Source organism: Bacillus sp. FJAT-29814 (genome assembly GCF_001510715.1).
Lineage (GTDB): Bacteria > Bacillota > Bacilli > Bacillales > Cytobacillaceae > Neobacillus.
Genome location: NZ_LMTJ01000007.1, coordinates 1,650 through 28,365, shown reverse-complemented (window position 1 = coordinate 28,365; position 26,716 = coordinate 1,650). Strand labels below are relative to the sequence as shown.

Annotated in this window: 28 protein-coding genes; 16 read left to right on the top strand and 12 right to left on the bottom strand. The window is 44.8% G+C overall.

What is annotated here, in order from left to right; translation table 11 throughout:
• Positions 1–6 precede the first annotated feature (6 nt).
• From AR334_RS19075 to AR334_RS19060, 4 genes are all read left to right on the top strand, one after another.
• Positions 7–1,695 carry a serine/threonine-protein kinase gene (locus tag AR334_RS19075; RefSeq protein WP_066315523.1) on the top strand — a complete coding sequence of 563 codons (1,689 nt, stop codon included), beginning with the start codon at positions 7–9 and terminating at the stop codon, positions 1,693–1,695.
• Positions 1,696–1,710: 15 nt separating this feature from the next.
• Positions 1,711–2,277: a hypothetical protein gene (locus AR334_RS19070; RefSeq protein WP_066315518.1), complete on the top strand. Its 567-nt coding sequence runs from the start codon at positions 1,711–1,713 to the stop codon at positions 2,275–2,277.
• Between the two features lie 63 nt (positions 2,278–2,340).
• Complete coding sequence (locus tag AR334_RS19065; protein ID WP_066315509.1) at positions 2,341–8,115, top strand: hypothetical protein; 5,775 nt, start codon at positions 2,341–2,343, stop codon at positions 8,113–8,115.
• A gap of 208 nt (positions 8,116–8,323) precedes the next feature.
• Positions 8,324–9,070, top strand: a complete 747-nt coding sequence (locus AR334_RS19060; RefSeq protein WP_066315500.1) for a hypothetical protein — start codon at positions 8,324–8,326, stop codon at positions 9,068–9,070.
• An 18-nt stretch (positions 9,071–9,088) separates the two neighbouring features.
• Here AR334_RS19060 and AR334_RS19055 read toward each other — a convergent pair whose 3' ends face one another.
• Positions 9,089–9,592 carry a DUF5381 family protein gene (locus tag AR334_RS19055; protein WP_066315497.1) on the bottom strand — a complete coding sequence of 168 codons (504 nt, stop codon included), beginning with the start codon at positions 9,590–9,592 and terminating at the stop codon, positions 9,089–9,091.
• Between the two features lie 300 nt (positions 9,593–9,892).
• Between AR334_RS19055 and AR334_RS30675 the strand changes: the two genes are divergently transcribed.
• Positions 9,893–10,024, top strand: coding sequence for a hypothetical protein (locus AR334_RS30675; protein WP_301337172.1), 132 nt, complete (start codon positions 9,893–9,895; stop codon positions 10,022–10,024).
• 194 nt (positions 10,025–10,218) lie between these two features.
• The gene (gene galE, locus AR334_RS19050) at positions 10,219–11,232 is read left to right on the top strand and encodes a UDP-glucose 4-epimerase GalE (RefSeq protein ID WP_066315492.1); all 1,014 of its coding nucleotides are present in this window, start codon (positions 10,219–10,221) and stop codon (positions 11,230–11,232) included.
• 449 nt (positions 11,233–11,681) lie between these two features.
• On the opposite strand, the gene AR334_RS19045 is transcribed toward galE, so the two are convergent.
• The 3 genes from AR334_RS19045 to AR334_RS19035 form a co-directional block, all read right to left on the bottom strand.
• On the bottom strand, positions 11,682–12,623 hold the full coding sequence (locus AR334_RS19045; RefSeq protein ID WP_066315488.1) for a DMT family transporter: 942 nt from the start codon (positions 12,621–12,623) through the stop codon (positions 11,682–11,684).
• 162 nt (positions 12,624–12,785) lie between these two features.
• Positions 12,786–13,544, bottom strand: a complete 759-nt coding sequence (locus tag AR334_RS19040; RefSeq protein WP_066315481.1) for a hypothetical protein — start codon at positions 13,542–13,544, stop codon at positions 12,786–12,788.
• Positions 13,537–14,064 (bottom strand): RNA polymerase sigma factor, encoded by a 528-nt coding sequence (locus AR334_RS19035; RefSeq protein ID WP_066315470.1) that lies wholly within the window; start codon positions 14,062–14,064, stop codon positions 13,537–13,539. The genes AR334_RS19040 and AR334_RS19035 overlap by 8 nt, the downstream gene beginning before the upstream one ends.
• 200 nt (positions 14,065–14,264) lie before the next feature.
• On the opposite strand from AR334_RS19035, the gene AR334_RS19030 reads away from it, so the two are divergent.
• A complete protein-coding gene (locus AR334_RS19030; RefSeq protein WP_066315467.1) occupies positions 14,265–14,993 on the top strand; it encodes a polysaccharide deacetylase family protein in 729 nt (242 codons plus the stop codon).
• Between the two features lie 51 nt (positions 14,994–15,044).
• Here the strand turns inward: AR334_RS19030 and AR334_RS19025 are convergent, their stop codons facing one another.
• The 4 genes from AR334_RS19025 to AR334_RS19005 form a co-directional block, all read right to left on the bottom strand.
• Positions 15,045–15,743, bottom strand: a complete 699-nt coding sequence (locus AR334_RS19025) for a DUF421 domain-containing protein (RefSeq protein ID WP_066315464.1) — start codon at positions 15,741–15,743, stop codon at positions 15,045–15,047.
• Between the two features lie 247 nt (positions 15,744–15,990).
• On the bottom strand, positions 15,991–16,227 hold the full coding sequence (locus AR334_RS19015; protein WP_066315449.1) for a hypothetical protein: 237 nt from the start codon (positions 16,225–16,227) through the stop codon (positions 15,991–15,993).
• On the bottom strand, positions 16,224–16,424 hold the full coding sequence (locus tag AR334_RS19010; protein ID WP_066315445.1) for a hypothetical protein: 201 nt from the start codon (positions 16,422–16,424) through the stop codon (positions 16,224–16,226). The genes AR334_RS19015 and AR334_RS19010 overlap by 4 nt, the downstream gene beginning before the upstream one ends.
• A gap of 96 nt (positions 16,425–16,520) precedes the next feature.
• Complete coding sequence (locus tag AR334_RS19005) at positions 16,521–17,006, bottom strand: hypothetical protein (RefSeq protein ID WP_066315437.1); 486 nt, start codon at positions 17,004–17,006, stop codon at positions 16,521–16,523.
• A gap of 144 nt (positions 17,007–17,150) precedes the next feature.
• Between AR334_RS19005 and AR334_RS19000 the strand changes: the two genes are divergently transcribed.
• The gene (locus AR334_RS19000) at positions 17,151–17,537 is read left to right on the top strand and encodes an FxsA family protein (RefSeq protein WP_066315434.1); all 387 of its coding nucleotides are present in this window, start codon (positions 17,151–17,153) and stop codon (positions 17,535–17,537) included.
• A gap of 128 nt (positions 17,538–17,665) precedes the next feature.
• On the opposite strand, the gene AR334_RS29585 is transcribed toward AR334_RS19000, so the two are convergent.
• The 3 genes from AR334_RS29585 to motA form a co-directional block, all read right to left on the bottom strand.
• Positions 17,666–17,803 carry a hypothetical protein gene (locus AR334_RS29585; protein ID WP_156431324.1) on the bottom strand — a complete coding sequence of 46 codons (138 nt, stop codon included), beginning with the start codon at positions 17,801–17,803 and terminating at the stop codon, positions 17,666–17,668.
• Between the two features lie 397 nt (positions 17,804–18,200).
• The gene (locus AR334_RS18995; RefSeq protein WP_066315427.1) at positions 18,201–18,926 is read right to left on the bottom strand and encodes a flagellar motor protein MotB; all 726 of its coding nucleotides are present in this window, start codon (positions 18,924–18,926) and stop codon (positions 18,201–18,203) included.
• Between the two features lie 47 nt (positions 18,927–18,973).
• Complete coding sequence (motA, locus tag AR334_RS18990; protein WP_066315426.1) at positions 18,974–19,765, bottom strand: flagellar motor stator protein MotA; 792 nt, start codon at positions 19,763–19,765, stop codon at positions 18,974–18,976.
• 83 nt (positions 19,766–19,848) lie between these two features.
• Between motA and AR334_RS18985 the strand changes: the two genes are divergently transcribed.
• The 4 genes from AR334_RS18985 to AR334_RS18970 are packed head-to-tail and all read left to right on the top strand — an operon-like array spanning position 19,849 to position 22,384.
• On the top strand, positions 19,849–20,289 hold the full coding sequence (locus AR334_RS18985) for a YaaR family protein (RefSeq protein WP_066315424.1): 441 nt from the start codon (positions 19,849–19,851) through the stop codon (positions 20,287–20,289).
• A gap of 30 nt (positions 20,290–20,319) precedes the next feature.
• Positions 20,320–20,724 (top strand): flagellar basal body-associated FliL family protein, encoded by a 405-nt coding sequence (locus AR334_RS18980; RefSeq protein WP_066315421.1) that lies wholly within the window; start codon positions 20,320–20,322, stop codon positions 20,722–20,724.
• Between the two features lie 28 nt (positions 20,725–20,752).
• Entirely contained in the window at positions 20,753–21,592 is an 840-nt protein-coding gene (locus AR334_RS18975; RefSeq protein ID WP_066315416.1) for a flagellar hook-basal body protein, read from the top strand.
• 15 nt (positions 21,593–21,607) lie between these two features.
• A complete protein-coding gene (locus AR334_RS18970) occupies positions 21,608–22,384 on the top strand; it encodes a flagellar hook-basal body protein (RefSeq protein WP_066315411.1) in 777 nt (258 codons plus the stop codon).
• Positions 22,385–22,438: 54 nt separating this feature from the next.
• Here the strand turns inward: AR334_RS18970 and AR334_RS18965 are convergent, their stop codons facing one another.
• Positions 22,439–22,879: a PilZ domain-containing protein gene (locus tag AR334_RS18965; protein WP_066315409.1), complete on the bottom strand. Its 441-nt coding sequence runs from the start codon at positions 22,877–22,879 to the stop codon at positions 22,439–22,441.
• Positions 22,880–23,122: 243 nt separating this feature from the next.
• Here AR334_RS18965 and flgM point away from each other — a divergent pair, with 243 nt between their 5' ends.
• From flgM to flgL, 4 genes are read left to right on the top strand one after another with little or no spacing between them, the layout of a single operon-like run.
• Positions 23,123–23,386 carry a flagellar biosynthesis anti-sigma factor FlgM gene (flgM, locus tag AR334_RS18960; RefSeq protein ID WP_066315406.1) on the top strand — a complete coding sequence of 88 codons (264 nt, stop codon included), beginning with the start codon at positions 23,123–23,125 and terminating at the stop codon, positions 23,384–23,386.
• Positions 23,383–23,850 carry a flagellar protein FlgN gene (locus AR334_RS18955; protein WP_066315403.1) on the top strand — a complete coding sequence of 156 codons (468 nt, stop codon included), beginning with the start codon at positions 23,383–23,385 and terminating at the stop codon, positions 23,848–23,850. Before flgM ends, AR334_RS18955 begins: the two co-directional genes overlap by 4 nt.
• 14 nt (positions 23,851–23,864) lie before the next feature.
• Positions 23,865–25,313 carry a flagellar hook-associated protein FlgK gene (gene flgK, locus AR334_RS18950; protein ID WP_066315396.1) on the top strand — a complete coding sequence of 483 codons (1,449 nt, stop codon included), beginning with the start codon at positions 23,865–23,867 and terminating at the stop codon, positions 25,311–25,313.
• Positions 25,314–25,337: 24 nt separating this feature from the next.
• Entirely contained in the window at positions 25,338–26,216 is an 879-nt protein-coding gene (gene flgL / locus AR334_RS18945) for a flagellar hook-associated protein FlgL (protein WP_066315394.1), read from the top strand.
• The last annotated feature ends 500 nt before the right edge of the window (positions 26,217–26,716 follow it).

The following is a 26,716-nucleotide window of genomic DNA, read 5'->3' as shown; positions in this document are numbered from 1 at the left end:
TTTCTTTTGGCAGCAATAGGGTCTGTTATAGACGGGAAATATGAAATACTGAAGCTCATTGGCAAGGGCGGAATGTCAAAGGTATATCTGGCGATGGACAAACGTCTGAACAAACAATGGGCCGTCAAAGAGATTGAAAAAAAAGCCAGAGATAAACATAATGAGGTCGTCATTCAGAGCGCGATTGCTGAAGCGAATATGATCAAGAAGCTTGACCATTCGGCCTTGCCACGGATTGTCGATATTATCGATGATGGGAATGTTATTTTTGTCATCATGGACTATATCGAAGGGGAGCCACTGAGCAAGATTTTGGACCATGAAGGCGCTCAGCCTCAGGATTTAGTGATTGAATGGGCGATGCAGCTTTGCGAAGTGCTCGACTACTTACATACGAATAACCCCCCTATCATCTACCGGGATATGAAGCCGGCAAATGTCATGCTGAAGCCTGACGGAAATTTAAAATTAATAGACTTCGGGATTGCCAGAGAATATAAAGAGGAAAATCTGGCCGATACGGTCAATTTGGGAACAAAAGGCTATGCCGCGCCAGAGCAGTTCGGCGGAAAAGGGCAAACGGACCCAAGGACGGACGTCTACTGTCTCGGGGTCACGCTTTATCATCTCGTCACCGGCCAAAATCCAAGTGAACCTCCCTATGAGTTGTATCCGATTCGCCATTGGAATCCGCAATTATCCGGCGGCTTGGAAAAAATAATCCAAAAATGCACCCAGCTGAATCCCGATGACCGCTATCAATCCTGTGCCGAGCTGCTCTATGCGCTGAATCATTATGAAGAAGTCGATGATATTTATCGCAACAAACTAAAGAAGAAACTCCGACAATTCTGTTTCGTCGCTGGGGCCGCCGCCTTGAGTTTGGCAGTGGGCATTACCGGTCAAGTCATGAAAATCCAAACCGATAACGATGATTATAACCGTCTAGTACAGATGGCAGAAAAGGCCTCAGCCGATAATAATAAAATCGACTACTATTTGAAGGCCATTGATATCAAGCCGATGGAAAAACACGCCTATGTTGGGCTAATCGATGCGTTTAAAAATGATGCCGCCTTTACGGTCGAGGAAGAAGAGCAATTCAAGAAAAAAATAAACGCCCATCTCGTCGAAATACGTGAAAATCCCGGGTATGCCGACCTTGCCTTCGAGGTAGGTAAAGCCTATTGGTACTATTACGATTATGGAAAATCTGAGAATAGTGATAACCAAATCACGAGAATGAAAAGCTCGGTCCAATGGTTTGAGGATGCCGTCAATTACGGGGACAAGAATAGTGATTTTTACGAAATGGCTACAGTTTACCGGGATATCGGCAAATTTAATCAGGACATCACCCTTCAGATTGAGGAAGCTTCTGATCAAGGCAAATACAAGCCGTACTGGGAAAACATTAAAAGTCTTGTAAAAATGATTGAAGAGAATCCGGATGAAAGTGAGATTGTTAAACTGGAACTCTACAAATTAACGATGTATTCGGTAGAGATGTACGCCCGGAAGCTTAAACTCGATGGCATAAAGGAAAACGACATTCGTGCTGTCGTACAATCTGTCAAGAAAAGCACAAGCAATGTCGCGGTTACTGCCGAAAAGACGGAACTGATTAAAAATGATGTGATCAACCGCTTTGAGCCAACCGAAAAGGCGATTGAAACCGCGTTTCGAAATTCATAGGAAGGGGGAATTCGAATGGATGCAGCGACTTGGCTAAAAATCTCCATCATCGGATATTCCCTTGCAGGTGTACTGTTGGTAGTGGCAATCATTATGTTTTTTAAGATGAACATTCGAGCCATTATCGGGGATCTAAGCGGGAAAACAGCAGCACGAAAAATCAAGGAGATTCGCGAACATAACAAAGGAAGTGACAACAAACGGCTCCAGCCGAAAGCCTTTCGTCTGGACCGGGAGTCCAAGCGGCTCGGACGCACAGGTGGGTTAGGAAGGACAGGAAGGACTGGGAAGACAAATCCTGAAACAGAAGAGATCCAGTTAATTGGTACCGAAGCCAAGTCTACTGAGCTTATAACTGATGGGGGCAACGATTCAACTGTACTGCTGGCTAATCAGGGAGCTTCTCAATCAACCGTTCTGCTTTCTGAACATGACGCAACTGTCCTTCTTTCCGATGAAACAGAAATCCTGTCAAATGAAACATCCGCATTAGATGCCACTGCTTTGTTGGAAAATGAGGGCGTCCCGGCTTTTGAGGTGCAAAAGGATATTAAAATCGTCCATACAGAAGAGGTTATTTAGCAAAAGGGGAATAAAGGCATTTACTGATGTCTTGACTATATTATTTTTCGGGGAGAGTGAAAAATGGTGAACAAAAGGAAATCAAGAGCAGCCCGCATGTTGGCGATTGTTCTTGCCGTTTTGCTGGTTACCTACAACATACCATTTGGCATGTTTACGAGTGTATTTGCGGAGGAGGAACCTACAGAGGAACTTGTGACACAGGAACCTGGAGTGGAGCAGCCTCCACAGGACCCATCTGACGAAGAGCCGCCAGGCGAAAATGATCCTGCTCCAGGTGATGGGCAGGAAGAACCAGTTAATCCGGCACCAGACAGCCCCGATCCGGTCACACATGATATTTCAGTGACGACAATAGGATCAGGAACCGTACGAATTAATGGGACGGACTATCAAGGCAAGGAAGTTCTGGTTCCGGTTCCGGATGGGGAAGGGAACGTCATCAAGATTATTCCTGGCGAAGGACATCAACTGAATGTGGTCGAAATTGACCACGAAACTATTGATCTTGCAGATTTAACTGCTAATCAGGACGGCAGCTATGACTATACAGTTGAAAAGGTATCCAAGCCCTATAGCATAAGTGTCACCTTTGCGGCTAACATCTTCACGCTGACTTTTCAATACGACAGCGATAAAGGCAAAGTGCTGGAGGGCGATAAAATTATCTCAGCTGGTGGTTTCGTAGAACAGGTGGCAGGGTCGACGCCAGAGTTCAAGGTCGTTCCGCAAACAACTTACCATGTCAGTAGTATTATGTTTGGAACAATACCGATTGAGATTCCAGTTGAATACACGAAGTCAACAGAAGTATTCAACTTCCACGCTCCTGAAGTAAAGGGAGATGTAACAGTGAAAGTGGAATTTGAAAAAAATAGCTACAATGTGACTAATGTTGCCAGCGATAATGGAGTAGTGACTCTCGATGACAAGGTCAAGGAGGGAGAAACTACGGTGGTCGAGGAAGGCAGCAATGTTTCCGTTACGATGGTTCCGGATTTCAACTATACGGTTGATTCGATAAAGATTACCAAGGATGGCGCTAGTACCATCATCACCGAAGGTATTGTCGACAACGATAGCAGTTTCACTTACACTGTTGAAAACATTACCGGGGATACCACTATTGAGGTCACCTTTATACAGCTTGAAGTATTAATGGGTCCATGGAGTGAGTATGTAACAATTACGGCTTCAGCTGGTTCACTCACGCATAAAGACCCCAATAAGGAAATGTACGTGTTTTCCAACGGAGCGAAGGTAAACATTGAGCCAAAGTCGGAATATACAAAACTATTTCTTACTACTTCAGATAAGTCACAGCCAAAGTCGAGCTCGATGTATACAATCACTAGTAACACCTCGATCAAAGAGATGAAGGTGAAAATTGGCAACAAACGAAAGAGTGAGCGGAAAATTAACCTGCCTGAGGATATCTTAATCTTGTTCGATACACAAAACCCGACTGTGGAAAAACCTGTATTGGAGGGTCCCAATCATGCCACCGTCAATGGTAAGGATTGGTACAGCGGGGCCGTGAAAATTCCTGTTGCGATTACCAACACGCCGCAAGATTATTTTGAGGCACGGAAACTGATTGCAACCTACGCTTCTGAAATTGATAAAGTTTACTATAGTAAAGATGCCGAAGCAACTGTTCAATCGGTAGAAAATCGTTTAATTACAACTGCCGATAAGGATTATCAGGGAGTCTACAAGATTACGGCGGTCGATAAAGCAGGAAATCCGTCATCTGTGAGAGATGTTCCTATCAACATTGATAAAACCGCCCCAACCCTCGCCGAGGGCAGAGCGGTAAAGGTGGAAAAGGTAAATGATGATCTTGTATCTAAGATCATTAATATTATTTCATTAGGATTTTTCGCTAATGAAGGGATCAAGGTGACGGTTCTGGCCAAGGATGAAGCGTCAGGCATACAAGATATTTCGTTGATTGCCCATCAAGGGGATTCGAGCAAAACGGTTCAAAAATTAGACCCGACCAAATTCGATGACAAAACCAAGAAAACAGCAACAGGAACCTTCCTGCTTAACGATGATAGTTTCGATGGAACGTTCTCCGTAGAAGTGACCGACAACGTCAACAATAAAGAAGAATATGAGGTCACCAAGGATAATGTCGAGCCAGAAGGCAATGCGAATTTCGTGATTGACCGGGTCAAGCCAAATGTGGAAATAAAAGTGGCTTCTGATACAAAAGAAGAGCCGTACATCGATGGGGATACGGAATATTACCCTTCCGATGTGAAGCTCAATGTCAAAGCGGAAGACCAGCAATCCGGTGTTCAGAAAGTAACGGTTAAGCTGAACAACAAGGAAATAAAGACCTATGATTTTTCCGAAGCAACCGAGAAGCAGACAAATCCGGTTCTCGACCAAATCGACACAAGTACATTGAAAGATAACGGCAGAAAGTATACGTTCTCGGTAGATGTTGAGGACAACGCCGGCAATAAAAATAGTGCCGCTACACAACGAGAGAAAATCGTCATTGACGAAGCTGCACCGGAATTGGAAAAGGTCCAGTTTGATGTCGTGAATGATAGCACGATAGCCAGGACACTCAACTTCTTAACGTTTGGAACCTTCTTCAATAAGAAAATTAACATTACCGTTAATGTGAAGGACGATGCTTCTGGAATAAAGGATGTTATCCTGCAGGCTGTCAAAGCAGGTGCAGACAAAGGAACGGCGATACCTGCTGTGGAGGACAGCTTAACGAAAACAGGATTAACTGCAGAAAAGAAATTCGAACTTGATGTGGACAGTTTTAAGGGAACGTTCCAGGTAGTAGTAGCCGATAACGTTGGCAACAAGAATCAAGTACCATACCAGGTAACTAGCCTAAATTCGAACATCCAGTCTGCCGACAGCGGGATTGTGATGATTGAAAAAACAAATCCGGAAGCCGAGATTAAGATAACTCCGTTTCCTGGCGAAACATACTATAATAACCCTGAAACCGGCGCTGAATACTATAGCGGCGATGTCACATTCGATGTTCAAGCGAAGGATGCCGATTCAGGTGTCAATGCTGTCAAAATTGATGTGAATGGCACTGTCATTAACAACGGCGATGATCCGTATTATTTTTACGATAACAATACAAAGGCAACCATGGTCACAGATAATATCAAACCGATTCGTACGAATGATGAAGGAATTGCGATTGACCAGGACGGGTCTTACACGATTAATGTGGAAACAGTTGATAATGCCTTAAATGGTTTCGCAACCGCGAAAAAGATTTTTAAAGATACAAAAAGCCCAGACAAAGACGATTTTGAGTTCAATTTTGCTGTCGATGAGCAATATGTCAATCCTTCAGACACGCTCACCAACTACGTTGAACTGACCGAGTACGGCTTCTTCTTTAAAAAGCCAATCACGGTTACCATCAAAGCAAAGGACTTTGAAGAGCAGGACGACTTTGATGCCACAAGCGGCCTTAAATCGCTGACAATCTACTTGCAAGATTACGAGAAAGGAAAAACCTATGCTGTTACTGCAGATGGTTTCTTAGCGGAAATCGACGGCACGGCTGTCGAGGGGATTGCCGGAATTCCGACAGCGGAGGCATTCGGCTTTACCGTTCCGGCTGCTTTTAAAGGGCAAATTTTTGCAAAAGCAACGGACAATGTTAACAACTCCAGTGAGTTTGTCACACCGAACGGGACAGTTATTGAAGATGAAGCACAGCACGCAAAAGAAACTCATATCGCGTTTAAAAAGGGCGAAACAAAATATAAAGACAACAACAACCTCGAGCTTTACAGCCATAATGTCGATGTGAAGCTGACAGTGACCGATACGTATTCTGGTCTCAAGCAGGTTGAGTGGTGGGTGGAAGCACCATATGATCGAGCGAATAATCAATATGGAAAGCTTGAAATCGGCAATGACGGGAATTTCTTACCGAGCAGCCATGACGCCGGCTGGAGCAAGGATAAAGTGGACCATAACCTGGTGACAGAAATGAGCAAAATCATTACCGTCAGCAACAATAGCAATGACATTAAAGTAAAAGCAAAGATTACCGACCAGGCAGGAAACACAACGGAACAGGATCTCAAGTTCAGCATCGACAAAACGGCGCCGACCATTAAGGTGACCTATGACAACAATACGGCAGATCCAGTGAATCCTGATTATTTCAAAGCCGACCGAACTGCGACGATAGTCGTGACCGAGCGGAACTTTACTGCAAAAGATGTGGAATATTTGATTACCAATACCGATGGCGTGATTCCGTCGTTAGTCGGCTGGTCTACTACAGCTAATGCACAGGACCCTGATAAGACAACACATACGGCAACCGTGAAATACACGGCAGACGGGGATTATACGTTTAATATCAAATACAAGGACAATGCCGGCAATGCTGCTCCGGCAGTGCCACAGGATCGTTTTACAATTGATAAAACCATTCCTGTCATCCAGGTTTCTTATAGTAATAATGCAGCGGCTAACGGTAACTATTACAAGGCCGCCAGAACGGCGACCATTTCGATTACCGAGCATAACTTTGACCCAAGCCGTGTGAAGATTACCGGCAGTGCCTCCGATAATGGCAATCCGGCAGCCTTCCCGAACGTGAGCGGCTGGTCGGCAAGAGGGGATGTTCATACCGCAACGATTCAATATGGCACTGATGGCAAGTACAGCTTTGACATTGATTTTGTCGATATGGCCGGAAACCAGGCGGCCGACTACAAGTCAGAAGAGTTCGTGATCGACCAAACAGCACCGCAGCTTTCGATTACAGGGGTTGGGGATCAGACGGCTAATAATGGCGATGTGATTCCGGTCGTTTCGTACTCCGATACGAACTTTAATAAGAACGCCGTATCCATCAAGCTTACAGGAGCAATTCGTGGTCCTGTAACCCTAGACGGTGCCTATACCGATGGACCGAACGGCCAGGTATTTACGTTTAACAATTTTGAGAAGAAAAAAGAAGTCGACGATCTCTACACGTTGACAGCAACGCTTACGGATTTTGCCGGAAACGAATCAACCCAGACCATTCATTTTTCTGTCAACCGTTTTGGTTCCGTCTATGCTTTTGACGATTCTTTGAAAAATATCAAAGGCAAGTATGTCCAGAAAGAAATGGATGTCATCCTGACTGAAACGAACGTGGACAGTCTAAAACAGGATAGTATTAATGTCAAAATGACCAAGAACGGCACTCCTTCCGATTTAGTTGAAGGAAAAGATTATACAGTGACTGAAACAGGCGGCAGCGGCCAGTGGAGCCAGTACAAGTACGTCATTAAAAAAACTTTGTTTGCCGGCGATGGCAAATACACGGTTGCTCTTTACTCAGAGGATGCAGCGGGAAATATCAATGAAAATATCGATGAGAAGAAGCAGGCCGAAATCTCCTTTGGAATTGATAAGACGGCTCCAGTGATTGTTCCGATTGATATCGAAAGCGGCGAACAATATCCGTTGGAAACGAAAACAGCCACGGTCTCTGTCAAGGACAATCTTGTGCTGGAGGGTGCAACCTTCTATTTGAACGGGGAAAAAGTGAAGCATGAACAGAACGGGGAGAACTTCACATTTGATATTCAGAGCTCAAACATCAAGCAACATGTGAAGATTGTCGCGGTTGATGCCGCAGGAAACGAACTGACAAAAGAAGTGAACGATATTCTTGTATCAACAAACCCGATTGTTCGTTGGTATAACAATACACCTTTGTTCGCTGGATCCATCGGCGGCATCGGCGGGTTGGCGATTGCCATCACAGCGCTCGTCCTCTACCGCAGGCAGAAGAAACTGGCAGATGTAGAAAAACAGGCAAGCTAACACCAATTTAGGTGATTTGGGGAGAGAACGGTTTTGATATTAACACTTTTTGATTGGGGCAAGGCGATTACAATCGTCTTGCCTTAAAAAATCACCGAGAGATATGTTTTAACAGGGTTCACCCATTGATGCATTTGGGTCGGGAACGGCATCAACGATCAGTTCGTCTTGAAGATACATAAGCTGAAAAAAAGGATGATGTGTGGAAATGAAGCTAAAAAAGGCCCTGGTAACAATTTTTTCAATCTTAATGATAGCGGGGGGCACTGGCTGTATGAAAGACGATGCCGCTCAACAACTATTAACCTATCTTAACGATAAATATAACCAGGAATTTGTGATTGAAAGGTTGAAAGAGGGCAGCGCCGTGTTCTCGGAAATATACGGAAAGGATCTGGTAACTGTCCATCCGAAAGGGAACTCTGAAATGGTGTTTTTGGCCAGTGAGGATACGGAAAAGGATGGGGCCTATTGGGACACCTATCTATTGGCTAAATGGGGCGAGGAACTGAAAACCAAATTGGCAGATGAAATAGAGAAGGAACTTCCATCTGGAAGCGACTATAAAGTAATCATCGATGCTATCGACCTTGGCGATGAAAAAGCGATTAAAAAGTATTCCGTTGACAAATTTTTAGCGGAACATCCTAAGGCCACCGTCGATTTGGTCGTCGGAATCAAAATGTCCGGCACTCCTGATGTCAGCCAATACGGCAAAATGGCAGCAAAGCTTTTACAAATCTTAAAAAACAAAGGGACAGAGCGATACACCCTGTCGGTTGGGTTCGTGGATGACTCCGAGGATATCGCCGACTATATCCGGACGGCAGCCATCAATAATATATCTTGGTCCAATCTTGATGCCAAGGTCTACGGCGACATCAATATCGATGAGCGGGTCAATACGCTGGATGAACAAACCGTCATCGATCTTTATCAAGCCTATAAGGAGTGAGCGGCATGTCTGTGAATATTACGCGCTTTTCTGGAGCTTCCGGTTCTCCCAGTTGGTCTTTAGTTCCGGTGTACCATGTGGAACTACATAAGTTTCAACGACATGCTCGATGACATTCTCGTTTACCAGGTTATACGTATTGAATTTTAACTTTTTCTTATTGGCGGTGCGGACGATTAACACCTTAAAGGAGAGGCCGCTCCAGTATATATCGGTGATTTCATTGATGGCGGCCCGTTGCTTTTTGCCTTCGAGATAGCCATTTTCAACAGCCAATAATGTCTTTCCATCTAAAACGACCGATAACAGCTGCAATAATTTCGCGCCGAAGAACAGTGTGCCCGGGATGCCAATCAAGATGCCAAAAAACGCTCTGACAATACTTGAATCAGGCACAATATAAAAGAGAATGAACAACCCGGCCAGAGTCATCAGGCCTGCGCTAAACACCATACAGCCGGCCCAAAACTTTAAATAGACAACCTCTACTTTCCCGTCGGTTATTTTAAGATTATTTTCCATCACTTAGCAGCTTCCTTATCTATCTTTTTTGGCAGGCCGAGGTTATGATTTGTTCAAACACCTTTATTGCAATTTTGATTTAATCTACTATTGATAGTGGTATCCAAATTTTACATATAAACTAATTATAGAAGAATTAACAGTAGCAAACAATATACTTATTCACTACTTTAGTAGGATTAATCAACTTGGTTCTTTAGTCCTGCTAAAAAATGACAGACTTGAAAGTGGAAAAAACACAAGACAATTGAAAACGTTTGCAGTATAATAATAGTAGATAATAGGAAAGGGGATTCAACAATGGAACTAGTAATTGGACTACTTCAAAATGCCAAGCCGGAAGAGCCTAGTGAAGAACTTACCCCGCTAACAGTAGAGGAAGAGACTGTGGAACCCTATGATTATGACTATAATAAAAGAATATGGTTTTAATATATAACTAATATAATGAAGCGAACCGTAACCCTAGTAAAATATAAAGGGTGGTTCGCTTTTATTTTTTTCACCAAGGTACATTTTTAAAAGATCTTTGATTGGGCTAAACAAGTGCATCTGCTCCATATTCATGTCAAGTATTTTATGTTACTATCATTAAAAGAGAATGTATAAAAAGGAGAGATCCATTAGTGGCAATTTTGGTTACCGGCGGGGCCGGTTATATCGGCAGCCATACGTGTGTGGAACTGCTCAATGCTGGACATGAAATCATCGTTTTAGATAACTTATCCAATAGTAAAATGGAATCTTTAAATCGGGTTAAGGCAATTTCCGGTAAGGATTTTAAATTTTATCAAGTGGACTTGCTTGACCGGAATGGCGTGGAGGAAGTTTTTGCGGCCAACAGTATTGAGGCTGTTATCCATTTCGCCGGATTAAAGGCGGTCGGCGAATCGGTCTCGATTCCGCTTCATTATTATCACAATAACATCACCGGAACGCTAATTCTATGCGAGGTGATGGCGAAGTACGGTGTTAAAAAGCTGGTGTTCAGTTCTTCCGCAACCGTTTATGGCATGCCGGAACGGGTGCCGATTTCCGAAGATTTCTCGCTGAGTGCCACCAATCCATATGGCCGCACGAAGTTAATGATTGAAGAAATTTTACGGGATCTGTATGTTTCAGATAATAGCTGGAGTATTGCCTTGTTGCGTTATTTCAACCCGATTGGGGCCCATGAGAGCGGCACGATTGGCGAAGACCCGAACGGGATACCGAACAATTTAATGCCATTTATTACCCAGGTCGCGGTCGGAAAGCTGAAACAGCTACAGGTGTTCGGCAATGATTACTCGACTGTCGATGGCACCGGAGTCCGGGATTATATCCACGTGGTCGATCTGGCTAACGGACATCTAAAAGCGTTGGAAAAAGTCATGGATGTCACCGGTGTGGAAGCCTACAATCTGGGAACAGGGACAGGCTATAGCGTTTTGGAGATTGTGGCCGCGTTTGAAAAAGCCTCTGGAGTGGACATTCCTTATAAGATTGTTGATCGTCGTCCAGGGGATATCGCGGTTTGCTATGCAGACCCGGCCAAAGCGAAAAATGAACTGGGCTGGGCGGCTGAGCGAGGCATCGAAGACATGTGCCGCGATTCGTGGAAATGGCAGAAAAATAACCCGAATGGGTATGAAGCGTAGGCCGACGTTTGGTACACAAAAAAGCACCCAGCGAATTGATAATTGAGGTGCTTTTGCCGAAATGACAGTCGTATTGGCATCGTAAGTTGGTATATGGAAAAGTAAAACTCGCCATAGCAAAATAGGCGAGTTTCTTTTTTAGGAATACCAAAACTTCACTCACTTTTAAGTAAGATGTCTTGTCCTTAATCGGGAGTAACCGGCAAAAGTAAAATAAGCGGAGAATTTCCGGTTATTTACAAAATGGAGCTCGTTTCAGGGGAAATAAGCGGAGTTTTTCCGCTTATGCGAAGCAAAATCTCCAATTTTCGAATTTTTCGAGTCAATAGGCGGAATTTCTCCGTCTATTTAGGCCTTTTTTTAAAATAATTACGAATTAAGCGGAATTACTCCGTCTATTTTCAGCTCTGGTGCTTAACCTGATCCCCCAACGCCTCTAAAAAAACTTATTAAACCTTTTGCAGATTCGATTCCTCCGGTTCTAAGATGGCAGCGCCAGGTTCTAGTTCCACTGGTGCAGGGCGTTGTTTTTTGCTGATAAAGAAGAATACCCCCAAAAGCACAAGCAGTCCTCCGGAAATCTGCCAGCCGGACAGCCCCTCGCCAAGAAGGAAGTAGGCGAGAATCGTGGAACCAACGGGTTCTCCTAAAATACTCATCGAAATCGTGGTTGCATTCACGTAGTTTAACAGCCAGTTATTGATTACGTGGCTAACGGTTGGAACGATGGCAAGCAACAGAAAAATGCCCCACTCCTTCGCAGGGTAGCCGGTCATCGGGGCTTGTGTTACCAAATTATAGACCACCAGCACAATGGATGCGCTGAAAAACACGCAAAAGCTGTATATCCAATGCGTAAATTGTTTGATGATGGTTTGGCCGATAAACAGATAGCCCACAACAGCAATGACGCTCAAAAACGATAGAATGTCTCCTTTGATAGCAGCGGCGCTATGGCCGAGGTCACCCCAGCCAATCATCACGGCGCCAACAATGGCGATGCCCATCGTGGCCAAAGCGGATGTGGTTGTCCGTTCCTTGAACAGGAAAAACCCGCCAATTAATGAAACCAGCGGCTGCAACGCCAGGATGATTGTTGAACTGGCGACCGTTGTGTACTTCAACGAGCTAAACCACAGGACAAAATGGAGGGCAAGGAAAACGCCCGATAAAAATAACAGCGCTCCATTTTTGGGGCTGATCCGCCGGAATTCATGGCGATAGCGCCAGACCACCGGCATTAACAGAAGACTGGCGAACAACATGCGATACATACTTAATATAGATGCCGGCGCATCCGACCATTTGACAAAAATAGCCGAAAACGAGATGGCAATGATTGAAATGGTCAACGGAAGCCCGATGGGGATTGGTCGTTGGTGCTGATTCATCGTTTTGGTTCTTCCTTTCTTTATAACTAAACATCAAAATGGACATTATTAAGCTACTATTATAACACGGAAAAGGGTAGTAACAGACTCGAAAACATGAAAAAAACGCTGTTGATGATAAAAATCAACAGCGTTGTTCAGTAGCCTTGCACGTCCACGTGGTCACTCCACGGTATGGAATTCTTTCAGCATTTCGTCAAATCGTGCGCCATGGCCCTCTTCAGCTTCGAGGAACAGGGTTTGGGTGATGACAAAGCTGCCGCTCCCACCGTTGCCCATGACGTAGACTTTGGCGAGCGGGGTGTTCCACTCGGTCCCTTTCCCTTTTGCTGTCACCAATGTTGCTTTCATTGGGTAGGACACTTCCTCGGTGCGCAGGATTTCGTCGTATTCTTTCGCAAGTATTGTCTTTACCTCTTCGATCGCAGCACCTGGCTCCTTGTTTTCTAGCTGTTTAATCTCCATTTCCACCGTCGGATATTTTTCAGGCAGAGCTTCTTTTAACACAACCTTATCCGAGGTTTCGGTGGTGACAAATTGGTAGCGCGCCTCATCGACGTATAAAACGTACTTGGCTTTCTTTCCTTCGTGTAGATTTAATTTTGTTTCTTCATCGGAACCTTCTATTTTTGTCGTGACATCTTTCTCCGGTGCAAACATCGATTTGACCTTGTCAATCATCGCACTGCCTGTTGAGGTTTGTGTGCCAAAGGCAATAAGTAATGATGCTGCGACAGCCAGAAACAGGACGATTCGTTTTTTGCCGCGCTTTTGTTTTGCCGGTTTCCGTCTGGTTCTGGTCGTTTCTTTTTCAAAAAGCTCTCCTTCAATAATGTTCCACATTTCGGTTGTGTCCTTTGATGAAAATACGGTCTCACTTTCTAAAGCTTGTTTGATTCTCTCGTCAAATGAATTAGCCATGCAGATTCCCCCTCACATTCTCGTCCAATGCACTCCGCAACAGTTCTTTTCCTTTTTTTAGCCTGGTTTTGATGGTGTTTTGATTGGCGTTCAGCACTTCTGCGATTTCTTTTTCGGTAAAGCCCTGCAAATATTTCAATATAATCGGCACCCGGTACATTTCATGGAGACCTGCTATCGCTTCCTTTAACTCCCGATGTTGCTTTTCAGCTGAGGCAAATTCCTCGTCCTCGCCAATCGAGCGGTTAAGGCGGGTGACATTGGCCTCCTTGGTCAATAGTCGATTGCACTCATTGATGACAATTTGAAAAAACCATGGGTCAAATCGTTTCGTTTCATCGAATTGCCCGATATATCTATACACGCGGATAAACGTCTCTTGCACGGCCTCCTTGGCCATTTCATTGTTTTTCGTTATGTTAACAGCTACTCCAAGTGCCTTATGGACATACTCATCGTAAAAAGCTTTAAATTCCTTCTTATCGCCACTTTTCAACTTTCGTACCCGTTTTAAATCCACCGAAAACTCCCCTCCTTGCTTTTCACTAATATATACCAGAAAAAGATGGGAAAAGTTTGCCTTCTAGTAAATTTTTTTAATAGAAGGCGAACCTCTGTTTTCATCACGAGGTTCGCTATTCTTTTGGGGATTGTCTTAATTTAAATTTTTTCTTGTTGGGGAATCATAAGGGAAATATCCGATGAGATGAGGTAGGGGACATGAAAAAGTATGTATTTATGATGTTAAGTCTTATTTATTTAGGATTGGCATCGCCAGTATCGGCACAGCAAGGGGTGCCTATTTTGGTTTATCATTCGATTGCGGAATACAAAGGAATAGGGTCGAAGGAGTTATATGTGACACCGGAAAATTTTGAACTGCAGATGAAATATTTGCGTGACCATGGCTTTACGCTGCTGACGTTTGAACGATGGCAGGACATGAACAAGGTAAAGAAGCCAATTTTTATTACGTTAGATGATGGGTACAAAAATAACCTTAATGCCTTTCGGGTTTTTCAAAGCTTGCGAACCGAGCGCTTTTCGCCAGTGGCCACGATTTTTGTGATCTCGGACTTTATCGGCCGGTCAAACCGGTTATCGGAAGTGGATTTAAAAAGGCTGGCCCAATCCGGCTATTTTTCGATTCAGTCGCATACCGCCACGCACCCGGATTTAACAAAGGTCATCGACTTTTCTCATGAACTAAAGGATGCAAAGGAAAAAATCGAACGGATCACGGGAAAACCCGTCATTGCCCTGAGTTATCCCTATGGGAGCTTCAGTAAAAAGGTAGTAGAGGAGACCAAAAAATATTACTCTTTCGGGATCACTACGACACCTGAGCGTTTTACTCCAAAAGGCATGAAGGATGAACGCTATTTTCTCCCGCGGATTTATGTAAAAAACTCAACAACGATCGATGAATTTGCCAAAATCGTGGAATAATTTGCAAAGGGAGACTGTTCCCGAGAAGCAGGGACGGGTTCCCGTCTTTTTTTAGTGGAGCAACTGATCTTCCCGTTTATCAATATACAAACTCCCATCCTGCTGCAGCTCCGCATAAAAAACATCGGAGAGCGTAGCCCCGGATTGGGCCAGCTGTTGATGTACCCAGTCCTTGCTCAGGTTAAATTGCTGTAAATTCTCTTCGATGATTTCTCCGTTTGAAATGATCTGAAATGGAATCGGGATTTGCGGCTGTTTGGGTTCTGCAGTGGCCGCATCCTCCCGTGTTAATGGCTGTTTAGTCTTCTTCAGGAGAACAGTCAATTCCCCGTTTGTTTCCATAATCCCATAATCGACCTCTTGAATGGAGAAGACATCTTTTGTGCGCAGCAAAGCCTGCAACTCATCCATATCGAGGCGCAGTTTTTTTAACGTATGTTCCAGTACCTTGCCTTGTTTGATGACAATCACCGGTTCCCCTTGGGTGATTTTCCGAAACGTTTTAGATTTAAGATCAATGAATGCAACCAGCACCGTGAGTCCGCACCATGTCAAAAGGCTAACGAGTCCGGTGGAAAATTTTAAGCTCGGGTCAACGGTCAGCGTACCGGCAATCGCTCCGATTGAAATCCCGGTGACATAATTGAAAAAGGTCAGCTCCGATACCTGCTTCCTGCCCATCATTCGCGTCAACAGGAACAACACGACGAACGCGCCGACTGCCCGGGCAAAAACCTCTATCATACTCATAGGCATACCTCCTTGGCATAGATTTCCCTGCTCCAGTGGGGATTATAACCTGTTCAATTGGGCATTTTTTTTGAAAAAAAGGTTTGGCGGAATACATTGGAAAATCGGCGAAATGGAGCGAGTATCCGGCGAAATCATCCCCAAGTTTGGCGAAATGCGCCATGGTACGGCGAAATAAGCAACAAATTCGGCGAAAAGCATTGCGGGAGAGGAAGTTTCCAGCCCTTTCAAAAAGAAAAACCCTTCATCAAAGGGCTTTCTGCTTTTCGGGAGGTTTTTCTGCTTCGGAACTTGTGAGCGCGGCACTAGAATGGGCGAAATCGTTGTGGTTGCCATGAATGTTGCCGAGGCCTTGGTTATGCTTCTTGCTGCTTTTAAAATCTTCAATAAAGTTGTTGCCGATGCTGAAGGACGATGCTGCCTCAATACTGCCGATTTTAATACTGCCGATATGAAAAGTGGGGGACAAAATCGGGGAGATCACAGGCTTTCTTCCTTCCTGGTTTTCGTTTTGACCCAACTGCTATTCGTGACGGTGTTTTCATCTCCGGTCAGGCTGCCGACTACTTCGTCACGGACAGTTACGCTGTGGAACTGTTTAAGGGTGTTCGTTTTTCCTAAAAAAACGCCTGCCGACTGGCCGGTTTTCGTGATCGTGATTGTGCCTAAAGTAAGTTGCATTGAAGGCGACCCCCTTTAGGGTTATCATATTCAGTTTTTGGGCGAATGACACCATGGATGAGGATTTATAAAGGTTGATAAAACGGAAAGGCCATTTCAGGGCTCATTGCGAAACCGAAAGCCATTCTTGGTTTTGGTCAAACCGGGCACGGCCTGAGCCTCTTTGGCCATGTGTTCAGCAGACGGTTTATTGGCCTTGTGCTTAGTCGGAGATTTTTCGGCTTTGCGTTTAGCTGTGGGCTCTTTGGACATATTTCCATCCGAGGTGGCATCGGCCATTGCCTCCTGTTTCAAAACTTGCTTGTCAACTTTTTGAATGACCGAGGCAGCAAAATCCTCCGAACCGCTTATGTTGGTGCCAATCAACAATTTACCGCTGAGCTCGTCGATTTCGATGTTGTCCAGCCGGAAAATGATGTTTTCCAAATGGTCGATTTGCACATGTTCAAGGTTGATATTTTTTTCAGGGGCAGGCCCGGTCTGCTGCTGTTCCAAAAGCTCAATCACACGGTCTAATTTTTTCAACAGAAGGGAATTTGTGTTGTCCACTTTTCGTTTCTTCTTCGAAAAAAAATCAAACATGAACACTCCCCTCCCATTTCTAACTATATGAAGGAAAGGCGGGTCTTATTCAGGTCGGGAATGAGGCAGGATGAGGAAGTAGGATGCAATATTTTCAATAGAACTTTATAATGGAATTATCCTAGCTAAGAAGGAGTCGCGTTCATGCGCTTATTTTTCATATTGATTGTTGTTGTGCCTGCGGCGGAAATCGGGATACTGCTGTTATCCGGGAAAACGATCGGCTTTTGGCCCACTTTATCGCTGATTATTTTGACAGGGGTTCTTGGAACATACTTAGCCAAAAGGGAAGGCTTGCAAACGATTCGTCGGGTACAAGAGCAAATGGCGATGGGCCAAATTCCGGGACAGGCTTTACTGGACGGAATCTGTATTTTGGTCGGCGGTACGCTGCTGCTCGCTCCGGGATTCATTACCGATATCACAGGCTTTTTGATGCTGTTTCCCCCGACAAGGAAATTTTTCAAACTATTGATCGCCAATTTCATCCGTAAACGAATCCAGAAGGGGAATATTAAGATTATTAATTAAATTGAAATGAAAAACTCTTCTCATACAGGGAAGAGTTTTTGCGTTTCAAGACCGCGGTTGTCAGCCGCCAAAAGTTACGAAGAGCCCCTAATCCTTGGACTAGGGGCTCAGAATATATCATTATATGATTAAAAACTGTTTGCTACTATTGTCACAACGGTGCTGAGCAGCACGGTGCCCAGGAGGATTGCCCCATTGATTATCGTCTTCTTTCTTTTCTTACGCTTAAGGACCTCTTCTGGTGTCAGCCATAACGCCTTTGCCATCTTTTCATTCCCCTTTGGTATATTTATGTCATTTAGTAATCTTCTATTGATAATCATGTTTTGATGCGACGAAAAATATTATACTATGCAAAGCTTGTTTTTAAAATCAAAAATCGTCATTTTTCGACAAATTTCTCACCCTACCAAAAGCCATTGGAGACTCCTTCCTAGTAGGTCTCAATCTTCGGCAAGTTTGTGGGCAGGACCAGCACAGCACCGTGATTTATGGTAAGAAATCTTTTTAGTGATTTTCCCTTTTAAATGTTGGTCTAAGCAGCTTTCAAGAAGCTGTTCGTGATACCGCATTCGAAAGTAGTGCCACTCGTTTTTAATTTTGCACATAAATGAATTCATTCTGACTATCCACTCCCATCACTTAATCAACCTTGTCCGTGTATTACTGTTCAGTTTTTAGAATGATAATGTCAACTCTTCGGTTAACTTGGCGGTGTTCGTCCGAATCGTTTGGGACGATGGGCTTTTGTTCGCCGAATCCGGCAAATTGCAGTTTACCGGACGGAATGCCATTTCCCTCGAAAAAGTAAAGCACGGATAACGCGCGCGCCGCCGATAGTTCCCAGTTTGACTGAAACCTATATCCGGTATACGGGACGTTATCGGTGTGACCCTCAATGCTGATCGGATTTTGCACACCTTTTATTAAATCAAGCAAATCGCTAAGAATTGTTAGCGAATTCCCTTTTAATTCATCACTGCCCGACTCGAACAAGATGACGTCTTTTAATGAAAGCTTGATTCCCTTAGGTTCGTCCTGGATGGTGATGACATTCTCCAAACCCCGCGCTTCGATATAGGTTTGGATATCAGCCATCAGGCTTTGCAGCTTTTGATTTTCCTCAAGCTTACTTTGGCCGCTGCTGCTTTTATCGATTGGTTTTATGGCACCTGCACCAGCAGTGTCCTCCAAAATCATGCTGCTGCCTTTCCCATTAATCGCTGTGTTCATCGAAATCATGATTTGATGAAGCTTTTCTGTGTTAATGCTGCCGGAAGCAAACAGCACAATAAACAAGGCAAGCAGCAAGGTCAAAAGGTCCGAGTATGGAATTAGCCAGCTTTCGTCGATATGTTCCTCATGGTCTTGCAGTCTCCGCTTCTTCACCGGTCATACCTCCTGTTATCGAGTGCTTCCACTGGTGTCCCTCGTCGTCATGCCGTTTCCACCTCTTCACGAAATCCTTCCTCTTTCTTGCCCCGTGCTTTTGCAGGCAGGTATACGGTCATTTTTCTCTCGATTAATTTTGGGGTCAGACCTTCTTGAATCGCCAGCAGGCCGTCAATCATCATGATTTTTAGGTCCTGTTCTTTTTTTGAAATGCGTTTCAGCTTATTGGAAATCGGGTGCCAAAGGACATAGCCGGTGAAAATCCCGAGCAGCGTAGCAATGAACGCAGCGGCAATCGAGTGCCCGAGCTTGTCCATGTCCTGCAAATTTCCCAAGGCCGCGATTAATCCGACCACCGCGCCTAAAACACCCAGTGTCGGAGCGTACATCCCCGCTTGGCTGAAGATAAGACTGCCGGCCTTGTGCCTTTCTGCCGTAGCTTCCAGTTCGTCAAACAGGATTTCCTCCATTTGGCTGCGGTCACTGCCGTCGATAATCATTTCCAAGCCATTTTTTAAAAAAGGATCATCGACCGATTCAGCGATATCCTCCAAGGCCAATACTCCTTCCCGTCTAGAAACCATCGACCACTCGACCATCATCTCGATGACCGCTTCCTTTGTCGGCAGCTTTGGTTCGGAAAAAGCGATTTTCAGTAGGATTGGGAATTTTTTTAGTTCACTCAGTGGGAACGCGACGAACAATGCAGCGATCGTTCCGCCAAAAATAATTAAAAAGGCAGCAGGGTTCGCAAGGGCTTCAACCGAAACGCCTTTTAGCACCATGCCAACACCGATAAAAACAATAGCTAATACAAGTCCGATTAATGTCGTCATGATTTTTCCCCTTTTCTTTTTTCTAGTAAAAATTTATAATGTTTACAATTATCGACAATAACTGAGTTTGGCAGGTGTTCCCTTTGAAAGTCAGTCAAGGCTTTGGTGTCAGTAACGAAAAAATGTTTTTTCCAAAAGAAACGAAACAAGTCGATTCAGCCTCTTTTCAACAGATTTTGAAAGATACAAAAACCCAATTTGCAAAAGAGCATCTAACCACCCTGATGGACGGCATCCAGAAGCAGGGAGAACGATTGGTGCGCTCGCGAACCCTAGCCGATTTGCAGCGCTATAAAAAATTGATACAAGCTTTTTTGCAGGAAGTGGTGAAATTTGGCCTCTCCTTAGAAGTAACGGCATCTTTTACGCCGATGAATAGGGGGAGAAGGCTAAAAATTATTAAAGAAATTGATCGGCAGTTGTTGGAGCTTTCACAGGAAATTTTGGAAAAAGAGGATGCAAATATTCGATTATTAGATAAAATAGGGGAAATCAAAGGTCTATTAATTGACTTGTATCTGTGACATTCGACACGGAGTAAAGGGTGAACACATGTGAAAAGATTTGTAATGATTTGCGCTATTCTTGCCGTGCTCTCTGCTGGTGGCCTATTTGGCTATCAATATCTCAAAAAGAACCCCGGCACCACCAAGGAAATGACGCTCGAACAGCTCGCCGAGCAAACGATTCAAACCGAGCCGATCAGCACCAATCTTAATTCCGACAACTTGATTCAGGTGCGGTTTTCGATTGAGCTAGATTCCAAGAAAACGAAGAAGCAGTCGGAAAAAGTGGTCCCAATCATTGAGAGCGATATTATCAAACTCCTTTCGCAATCGAACAAAGAAGATTTCAAGGACATTGCTAGCATTGAACAAAAATTGAAGGACCGTCTTAATCAACGATTCTCCCAGGGGAAAATTATTAATGTTTACACGACGGAACTATTAATCCAGTAAAATTTTTTACGAGATAAGGAGAATGGCAATGCTTAGAGGGATTGATACCGCCGCTTCCGGCATGATTGCGCTGCAAAGACGGCAGGAGGCGTTAACGAATAACTTGGCGAATATTGAAACGCCTGGCTACAAGAAAGTGGACTCCACGTTACGGGCCTTTCCAGAAATGCTGCTAGAGCGCATCAATGATTCAAAAAACAGCCCGAATCCGCCGGGCTATTCCTGGATTGGCTCAATGCAGCTGGGAGTATATGCGCAGGAAAATATCTCGAGCTTTCTACAGGGGGATTTGGTGAGTACAGACAACCCACTTGATGTCGCGATTGATGACCGGGCGCTTCCACTGCAAAATGGCCAAAAGCCAAGTGTATTTTTTGCCGTTCAAAATGCCGCCGGGGAAGTTCGCTATACCCGTAATGGGCGTTTTACAGTGGACGAGGGGGGACAAATACGGACAACTGAGGGCAATCTCTTGTTAAATCAGGCCGGGCAATCGATTTCGGCAAGTGCTGACCTCGCTGGCGGGGAAGTGTCGATTAATCCAAAAGGGGAAATCATCCTGTTTCCGGATGATCCGGCGAAACGCCAGGTCCTCGACCAGATTGGCCTGGTGTTAATTAATAATCCAAATGATTTGATCAAAGAAGGGAACGGTACCTTCAGGCTGGAAGGGGACACTCCGGCATTGTTGGCCGAATTGCCAGCTGGTGTCACGCTGCATCATAAAACGATTGAAAAATCTAATGTCGACCCGACGATGACGATGACCAGCATGATGGAAAATGTCCGGCTTTACGAAGCGAATCAAAAGGTGCTGCAGGCATATGACCGCTCCCTAGAGCTGTTAAATTCAATCGGACGAGTGTAAAAAGGAGCTTGAACCATGAATACATCGCTTTATATTGCCACAAGCGGCTTAAACGCCTATCAAAAAAAGTTGGATACGATTTCAAATAATATGGCCAATGCAGAAACAGTTGGGTTCAAACGAAGAGAGGCATCCTTCGAAGAAAATCTGGCGGTTTCCATCGAAAATCAAAAGTCCGCTCAAAACGAAATCGGGCGGCTGACGCCAAATGGAATTCGCCTCGGTTATGGTACGCATGTCAGCAGCTCACAGCTGGCGCTTGACCAGGGGGCGGCCAAAGCAACCGACAACCCCTTTGATATCATGATTACCGGGACTGGTTTTTTTCGGGTAGGTAATGGCGATGGTACCGAGGTTTTCTACACAAGGAACGGTGCCTTCCAACAAACTCCCACCGGTGACGGCACCTATCGACTGGCGAATGCGGATGGCCGCTTTTTGTTGGACCAAACTGGCAGTCCCGTGGAGATTCCGAATGGAGTCGAATTTGCTGTGACTGGAAATGGCATGGTTTCATCTACGAACCAGCAAATTTCGATTGTCGATTTTGTCAATCCGCAAAAGTTGATTGGTGAGGGTGGAAATGTCTATCGGTTTACCGGGGGCGCTAATGAGGTTTTAGTCAATAGGACGTCAACGATTCATCAGGGCTATCTCGAAGGCTCCAATGTTAACTTGAGCAAAGAAATCACGGATATGATCACGACGCAGCGCGGCTTCCAGTTCAATTCCAGATCCGTCTCCTTCGCAGACCAGATGATGGGGATTGCCAACGGAATTATTAGGAGTTAAGGGCGGGGAGCGCTGAAGTCCAAACAAAAAAAGAGCCGTCATGGCTCTTTTCTCTTATACAACGATCTTTTCTTTGCTCTTGTCCCAGAGCACCTTAAACAGTGTTTGCTCCGTTTTCGGGTCCAGCGGGTTGAAATGGATTCCGTATTCAAACAAATCGTTTTCCAAAAGCTTTCGCCGTTTGATTTGTCCGGTTAACACAAAGAACTCGCCCATTTCAAATTCTACTGTAATTTCATTGAGATCCGGCAATTCCAGGTTTGAGTGAAGTTTCATGCCGGTAATGCTGATGTCCCGGATGGACCCTTTGTAAACCGGCTCTTCAGATGCGGAATCGTGGAACCAGCAAACCTGATCCAAGAGACTCAGCCGGAATGCTGTCCGGCGATTTGGCTTTTTCGGCAGGGTTTTTGTTTTCTTTGGCGAAATGCTTTTTACTATTAACAAGATAATAACTATTGCCACGATACATATGGCAAGGACTAAATACGTCATACTCTACCCCTTATCTTTTTTTTCCAATATTAAAAATTTACCACCAAGCAGGAAATATGAAAAGGGGGCTAAACACTTTTGGGGATTGGGCCGTTAATAGATAATATAGATTAGCGGTTAGGATAGCAGCATCCAACTTGTGGATAAGCGCGTCCAACTTGCAGAAAGCGCCATCCAACTTGCGGATAACAATTTTCAACTTGCACAATAGATATTTTTGAAAAAAGAAAGGAGCTGGTCGAGATGAAAATTAATGATTTCAGCCGGATTCAGGCGTATCAATCCTATCAAAATCAAGTCAACAAAGCGCCGCAGGCGGACGTGAGCAAAAAGGTCCAAGTGGACAAAGTCGAGTTTTCCCCGGCGGCACAGGAGAAAATCAGCGCAGAACGCGAAAAGCGAATTCAGGAACTGAAGCAGCAAATCGAAAACGGCACCTACAAAGCAGACAGCGGTAAAATCGCCGAAAAGTTGCTAGAATCCTGGGACAGAGGGTCGGATAAATGACATCGTCCGAGCCATTAAAAACGATTTTACAAGAAATGATTTCCGTTTATGAGAAACTGCTCACAGTAGGAAAGGAAAAACAAGCAGCACTTATTAAGGGAGACTCCGAGCAGCTTCTTGCGATTTTTCCAAAAGAATCTTCGTTAATCAAAGAGATCAGCCAGCTTGAAGAGCGACGCCAGCAGGAAACCATCGCTTACCAATCAAAGACATTGAGTGAGTTAATAGCGGAAGCAGCCGAAGAACGGGGCGAACTGCTAAACTATCAAACCGAACTCAAAGGAAAATTAACAGCCTTAGAGCAGCAGCACCATTTAAATCGGGAGCTCATTGAGTCGTCCTTGCAGTACATCAACAGCATGCTCGGGCTATTCACACAGAAACAAGAACAACCGCTGACCTATTCGGCGAAACAGTACACGCAGTCAAACGCGTCAAGAAGCTTTTTCGATGCAAAGGTGTAACGGAGGGATATCAGATGACTTCAACATTTCACGGGATTGAACTAGGAAAACGGGCCATTTTTGCATCGTCCACAGCACTAAGTGTCACCGGCCACAATATCGCCAATGCCAACACCGAGGGATACACAAGGCAAAAAGCCATCACCGAGGCATCTAATCCGCTCACCTACCCGGGAATAAATTCCGGAAAAGGCCCGTATCAGTTGGGAACCGGTGTTGACACGAAGGAAATCAACCGCATCCGGGACTCCTTTTTAGATGGCCAGTTTCGGTCCCAAAATGAGCAGCTCGGATATTGGAGCATCAAGCAAGATACGCTTGGCAAGATTGAACAGACGCTAAATGAGCCTACCGATAATGGCTTACAAGCGGCGTTCGACCGTTTTTGGCAGTCGTGGGAGGATTTGTCGAAGGAGCCTGACAGTCTGGCGGCCCGGGCGGTGGTGCTTTCCAACAGTCAGGCGCTAGCGGATCGGTTTAATCAAATCTCACATTCTATTGACAATATAAGCCTTGATTTAAAAAATAATATCACTACAAAAATGACCGAAATGAATAATCTGACCAAGCAGGTCAGTGAGTTAAACACACAAATCGCAAAAATGATCGCTTCCGGGCAGCAGCCCAACGATTTAATGGACAAACGGGATTTGCTGGTAGACAGGCTCTCAAAAATGGCTGATATTCAAGTGAAGCCTACGGCCAATGGCATGGTCGATTTATACATCGGCCAGGAGTATTTGGTCAATGGTGACCAAAGCTTTTCACTAACGTTTGACAGCGCCAATAACCAGCCGCAGTTGAACGAGCAAAGCATTACGCTGAAGTCCGGAGAAATCGCGGGAATGGTGGAGTCGTTAACGCAAGACCTTCCCTCCTTTATGGCAAAAATCAATGAAATGGTAACGGTGTTCAGCCAGGAGGTCAACAGCATCCATGGCGGTGCCAACGCGATGAACCTAGATGATATTCAAAATCGAAAAAATGATCCGAATGCCCCTCTTGAGCAAATCCCGTTTTTTGTGACCAAGGCTGGCAGCGGTTCTCCGGCAACGGCTGGGGAAATCACTGTTAATCCGTTGATTGTGGCTTCGCTAAATAAAATTGCTGCAGCACAAGCAGCAAACACCGGGGATGCGCAAAACGCCAATATGCTGAATGATTTGAAATTTAAAGGCCTGTCTTTTTCCAATCAATCAGGCACATTGAATAATTTTTACCGGACGATAGTCGGTGAAATCGGGATTAAAACGCAAGAGGCGATGCAAAAGGAGAATAACGCGGATTTGCTGGTGCAGCATGCGGAAAATCGTCGTCAATCGGTTTCGGGCGTTTCGATTGATGAGGAAATGACCAATATTGTCCGGTTCCAGCAGTCGTACAATGCCGCTTCCCGCTACATTTCCGTGATGGATGAAATTTTGGATAAATTAATTAACGGAACCGGACGAGTTGGTATTTAATTTTTGAGCGGGGGCGAGTAAGTCATGCGAATTACACAAAAGATGCTGGGCGCACAAATGATTCGGAATATCCAGCAAAATTATCGTTCGTTGAGTCAGTATCAGGAACAGATTGCTTCAGGCAAGGCGATTAACAAACCGTCGGATGACCCGGTGAAGTCGATTCAAATAATGTCTTACCGTTCGGCGCTGGTTGAGACGGAGCAGTTCAAGCGAAATGCCGAGGATGGGTTGAATTGGCTCGAGGCAACGGATAAAGCCTTGGACGACTTGACGCAGGTGATGCAAAAAGCGCGTGAGCTGACGGTTCAAGGCAGCAATGGCGTGAATAATCAGGAATCGGGGCAGACAATTGCAGTAGGATTGCGACAGCTGATTGGCGAAATCAGCGATATTGCCAACGCTAAAATCGGCGACCGTTTTTTGTTTGCAGGAACGGATACCGACACGGCCCCGTTTCAAGACGGGAAGTTCGTTAATAGCAATCCGAATGCTTTGTCATGGAACGTCGGCCAAGGCATCTACATGAACGTCAATGTGAATGGTACCGAAATTTTCGATTTTAAAGCCGACGGACTAAGCTTTATTGAAACAGTTGAAAAAATAGCCGGCGAACTGGAGTCGGGCGGCAATCCCGAACAGCTCTTGGGCACATTGGATAAGCAGCTCAACAACCTTTTGGCCCATCGTTCTGTGGTGGGAACCAATGTCAACCGTCTGGAGATGATGGTCAATCGCTTAGATGAGACGGAGCTGACCACCCAAAAAATCCTTTCAAAAGCGGAAGATGCTGATTTGGCAAAAGTCATCACGGACTTCACTACTCAGCAAACGATTTTGAATGCAGCGCTGTCGTCAGGTGCGAAGGCGATCCAGCCTACTTTGGTGGATTTTTTACGTTAATATGGTTGGATATAAGGGTGCCTCGTGTGAATGCGGGGTGCTTTTTTTGTTTTTCTTATCGAATGCCAAGAACTCTTTGATTATAGGGGTAACAGGAAGTTAATTGGTGGTATTGGCTACCGAGCTGGAAGAAAAGAGGCTGAACGGGTAGTCAATAGAGGTTATTGACGACCGAGATGGCAGAGGAAAAGCCGATTCGGTAGTCAATAGAAGTTATTGGCTACTGAAATGAGAGAAAAGTAAGCAGAATGGGTAGCCAATAGGGCGCATTGGCGACCAAGATGGAAGAAGGGAATCGGACCGGGTAGCCAATAGGGGTTATTGGCGACTGAGATGGGAGAAGAGAAGTCGACCGGGTAGCCAATAGGGGTTATTGACGACCGAGATGGAAGAAGGGAATCGGACCGGGTAGCCAATAGAGATTAAGTCTATATAATTGTGTAAAAAGAAAGGTCATCAATCATGATCCGTGTTAAAATGTTTTTTTCGACCAAGAAAAT

Coding starts and splice junctions, on each gene's coding strand:
- AR334_RS19070 (WP_066315518.1), top strand. CDS start 1,711: ATGGATGCAGCGACTTGGCTAAAAATCTCCATCATCGGATATTCCCTT.
- AR334_RS19065 (WP_066315509.1), top strand. CDS start 2,341: ATGGTGAACAAAAGGAAATCAAGAGCAGCCCGCATGTTGGCGATTGTT.
- AR334_RS19060 (WP_066315500.1), top strand. CDS start 8,324: ATGAAGCTAAAAAAGGCCCTGGTAACAATTTTTTCAATCTTAATGATA.
- AR334_RS19055 (WP_066315497.1), bottom strand. CDS start 9,592: ATGGAAAATAATCTTAAAATAACCGACGGGAAAGTAGAGGTTGTCTAT.
- AR334_RS30675 (WP_301337172.1), top strand. CDS start 9,893: ATGGAACTAGTAATTGGACTACTTCAAAATGCCAAGCCGGAAGAGCCT.
- AR334_RS19045 (WP_066315488.1), bottom strand. CDS start 12,623: ATGAATCAGCACCAACGACCAATCCCCATCGGGCTTCCGTTGACCATT.
- AR334_RS19040 (WP_066315481.1), bottom strand. CDS start 13,544: ATGGCTAATTCATTTGACGAGAGAATCAAACAAGCTTTAGAAAGTGAG.
- AR334_RS19030 (WP_066315467.1), top strand. CDS start 14,265: ATGAAAAAGTATGTATTTATGATGTTAAGTCTTATTTATTTAGGATTG.
- AR334_RS19025 (WP_066315464.1), bottom strand. CDS start 15,743: ATGAGTATGATAGAGGTTTTTGCCCGGGCAGTCGGCGCGTTCGTCGTG.
- AR334_RS19010 (WP_066315445.1), bottom strand. CDS start 16,424: ATGCAACTTACTTTAGGCACAATCACGATCACGAAAACCGGCCAGTCG.
- AR334_RS19005 (WP_066315437.1), bottom strand. CDS start 17,006: ATGTTTGATTTTTTTTCGAAGAAGAAACGAAAAGTGGACAACACAAAT.
- AR334_RS19000 (WP_066315434.1), top strand. CDS start 17,151: ATGCGCTTATTTTTCATATTGATTGTTGTTGTGCCTGCGGCGGAAATC.
- AR334_RS29585 (WP_156431324.1), bottom strand. CDS start 17,803: ATGGCAAAGGCGTTATGGCTGACACCAGAAGAGGTCCTTAAGCGTAAG.
- motA (WP_066315426.1), bottom strand. CDS start 19,765: ATGACGACATTAATCGGACTTGTATTAGCTATTGTTTTTATCGGTGTT.
- AR334_RS18975 (WP_066315416.1), top strand. CDS start 20,753: ATGCTTAGAGGGATTGATACCGCCGCTTCCGGCATGATTGCGCTGCAA.
- AR334_RS18970 (WP_066315411.1), top strand. CDS start 21,608: ATGAATACATCGCTTTATATTGCCACAAGCGGCTTAAACGCCTATCAA.
- AR334_RS18965 (WP_066315409.1), bottom strand. CDS start 22,879: ATGACGTATTTAGTCCTTGCCATATGTATCGTGGCAATAGTTATTATC.
- flgM (WP_066315406.1), top strand. CDS start 23,123: ATGAAAATTAATGATTTCAGCCGGATTCAGGCGTATCAATCCTATCAA.
- AR334_RS18955 (WP_066315403.1), top strand. CDS start 23,383: ATGACATCGTCCGAGCCATTAAAAACGATTTTACAAGAAATGATTTCC.
- flgK (WP_066315396.1), top strand. CDS start 23,865: ATGACTTCAACATTTCACGGGATTGAACTAGGAAAACGGGCCATTTTT.
- flgL (WP_066315394.1), top strand. CDS start 25,338: ATGCGAATTACACAAAAGATGCTGGGCGCACAAATGATTCGGAATATC.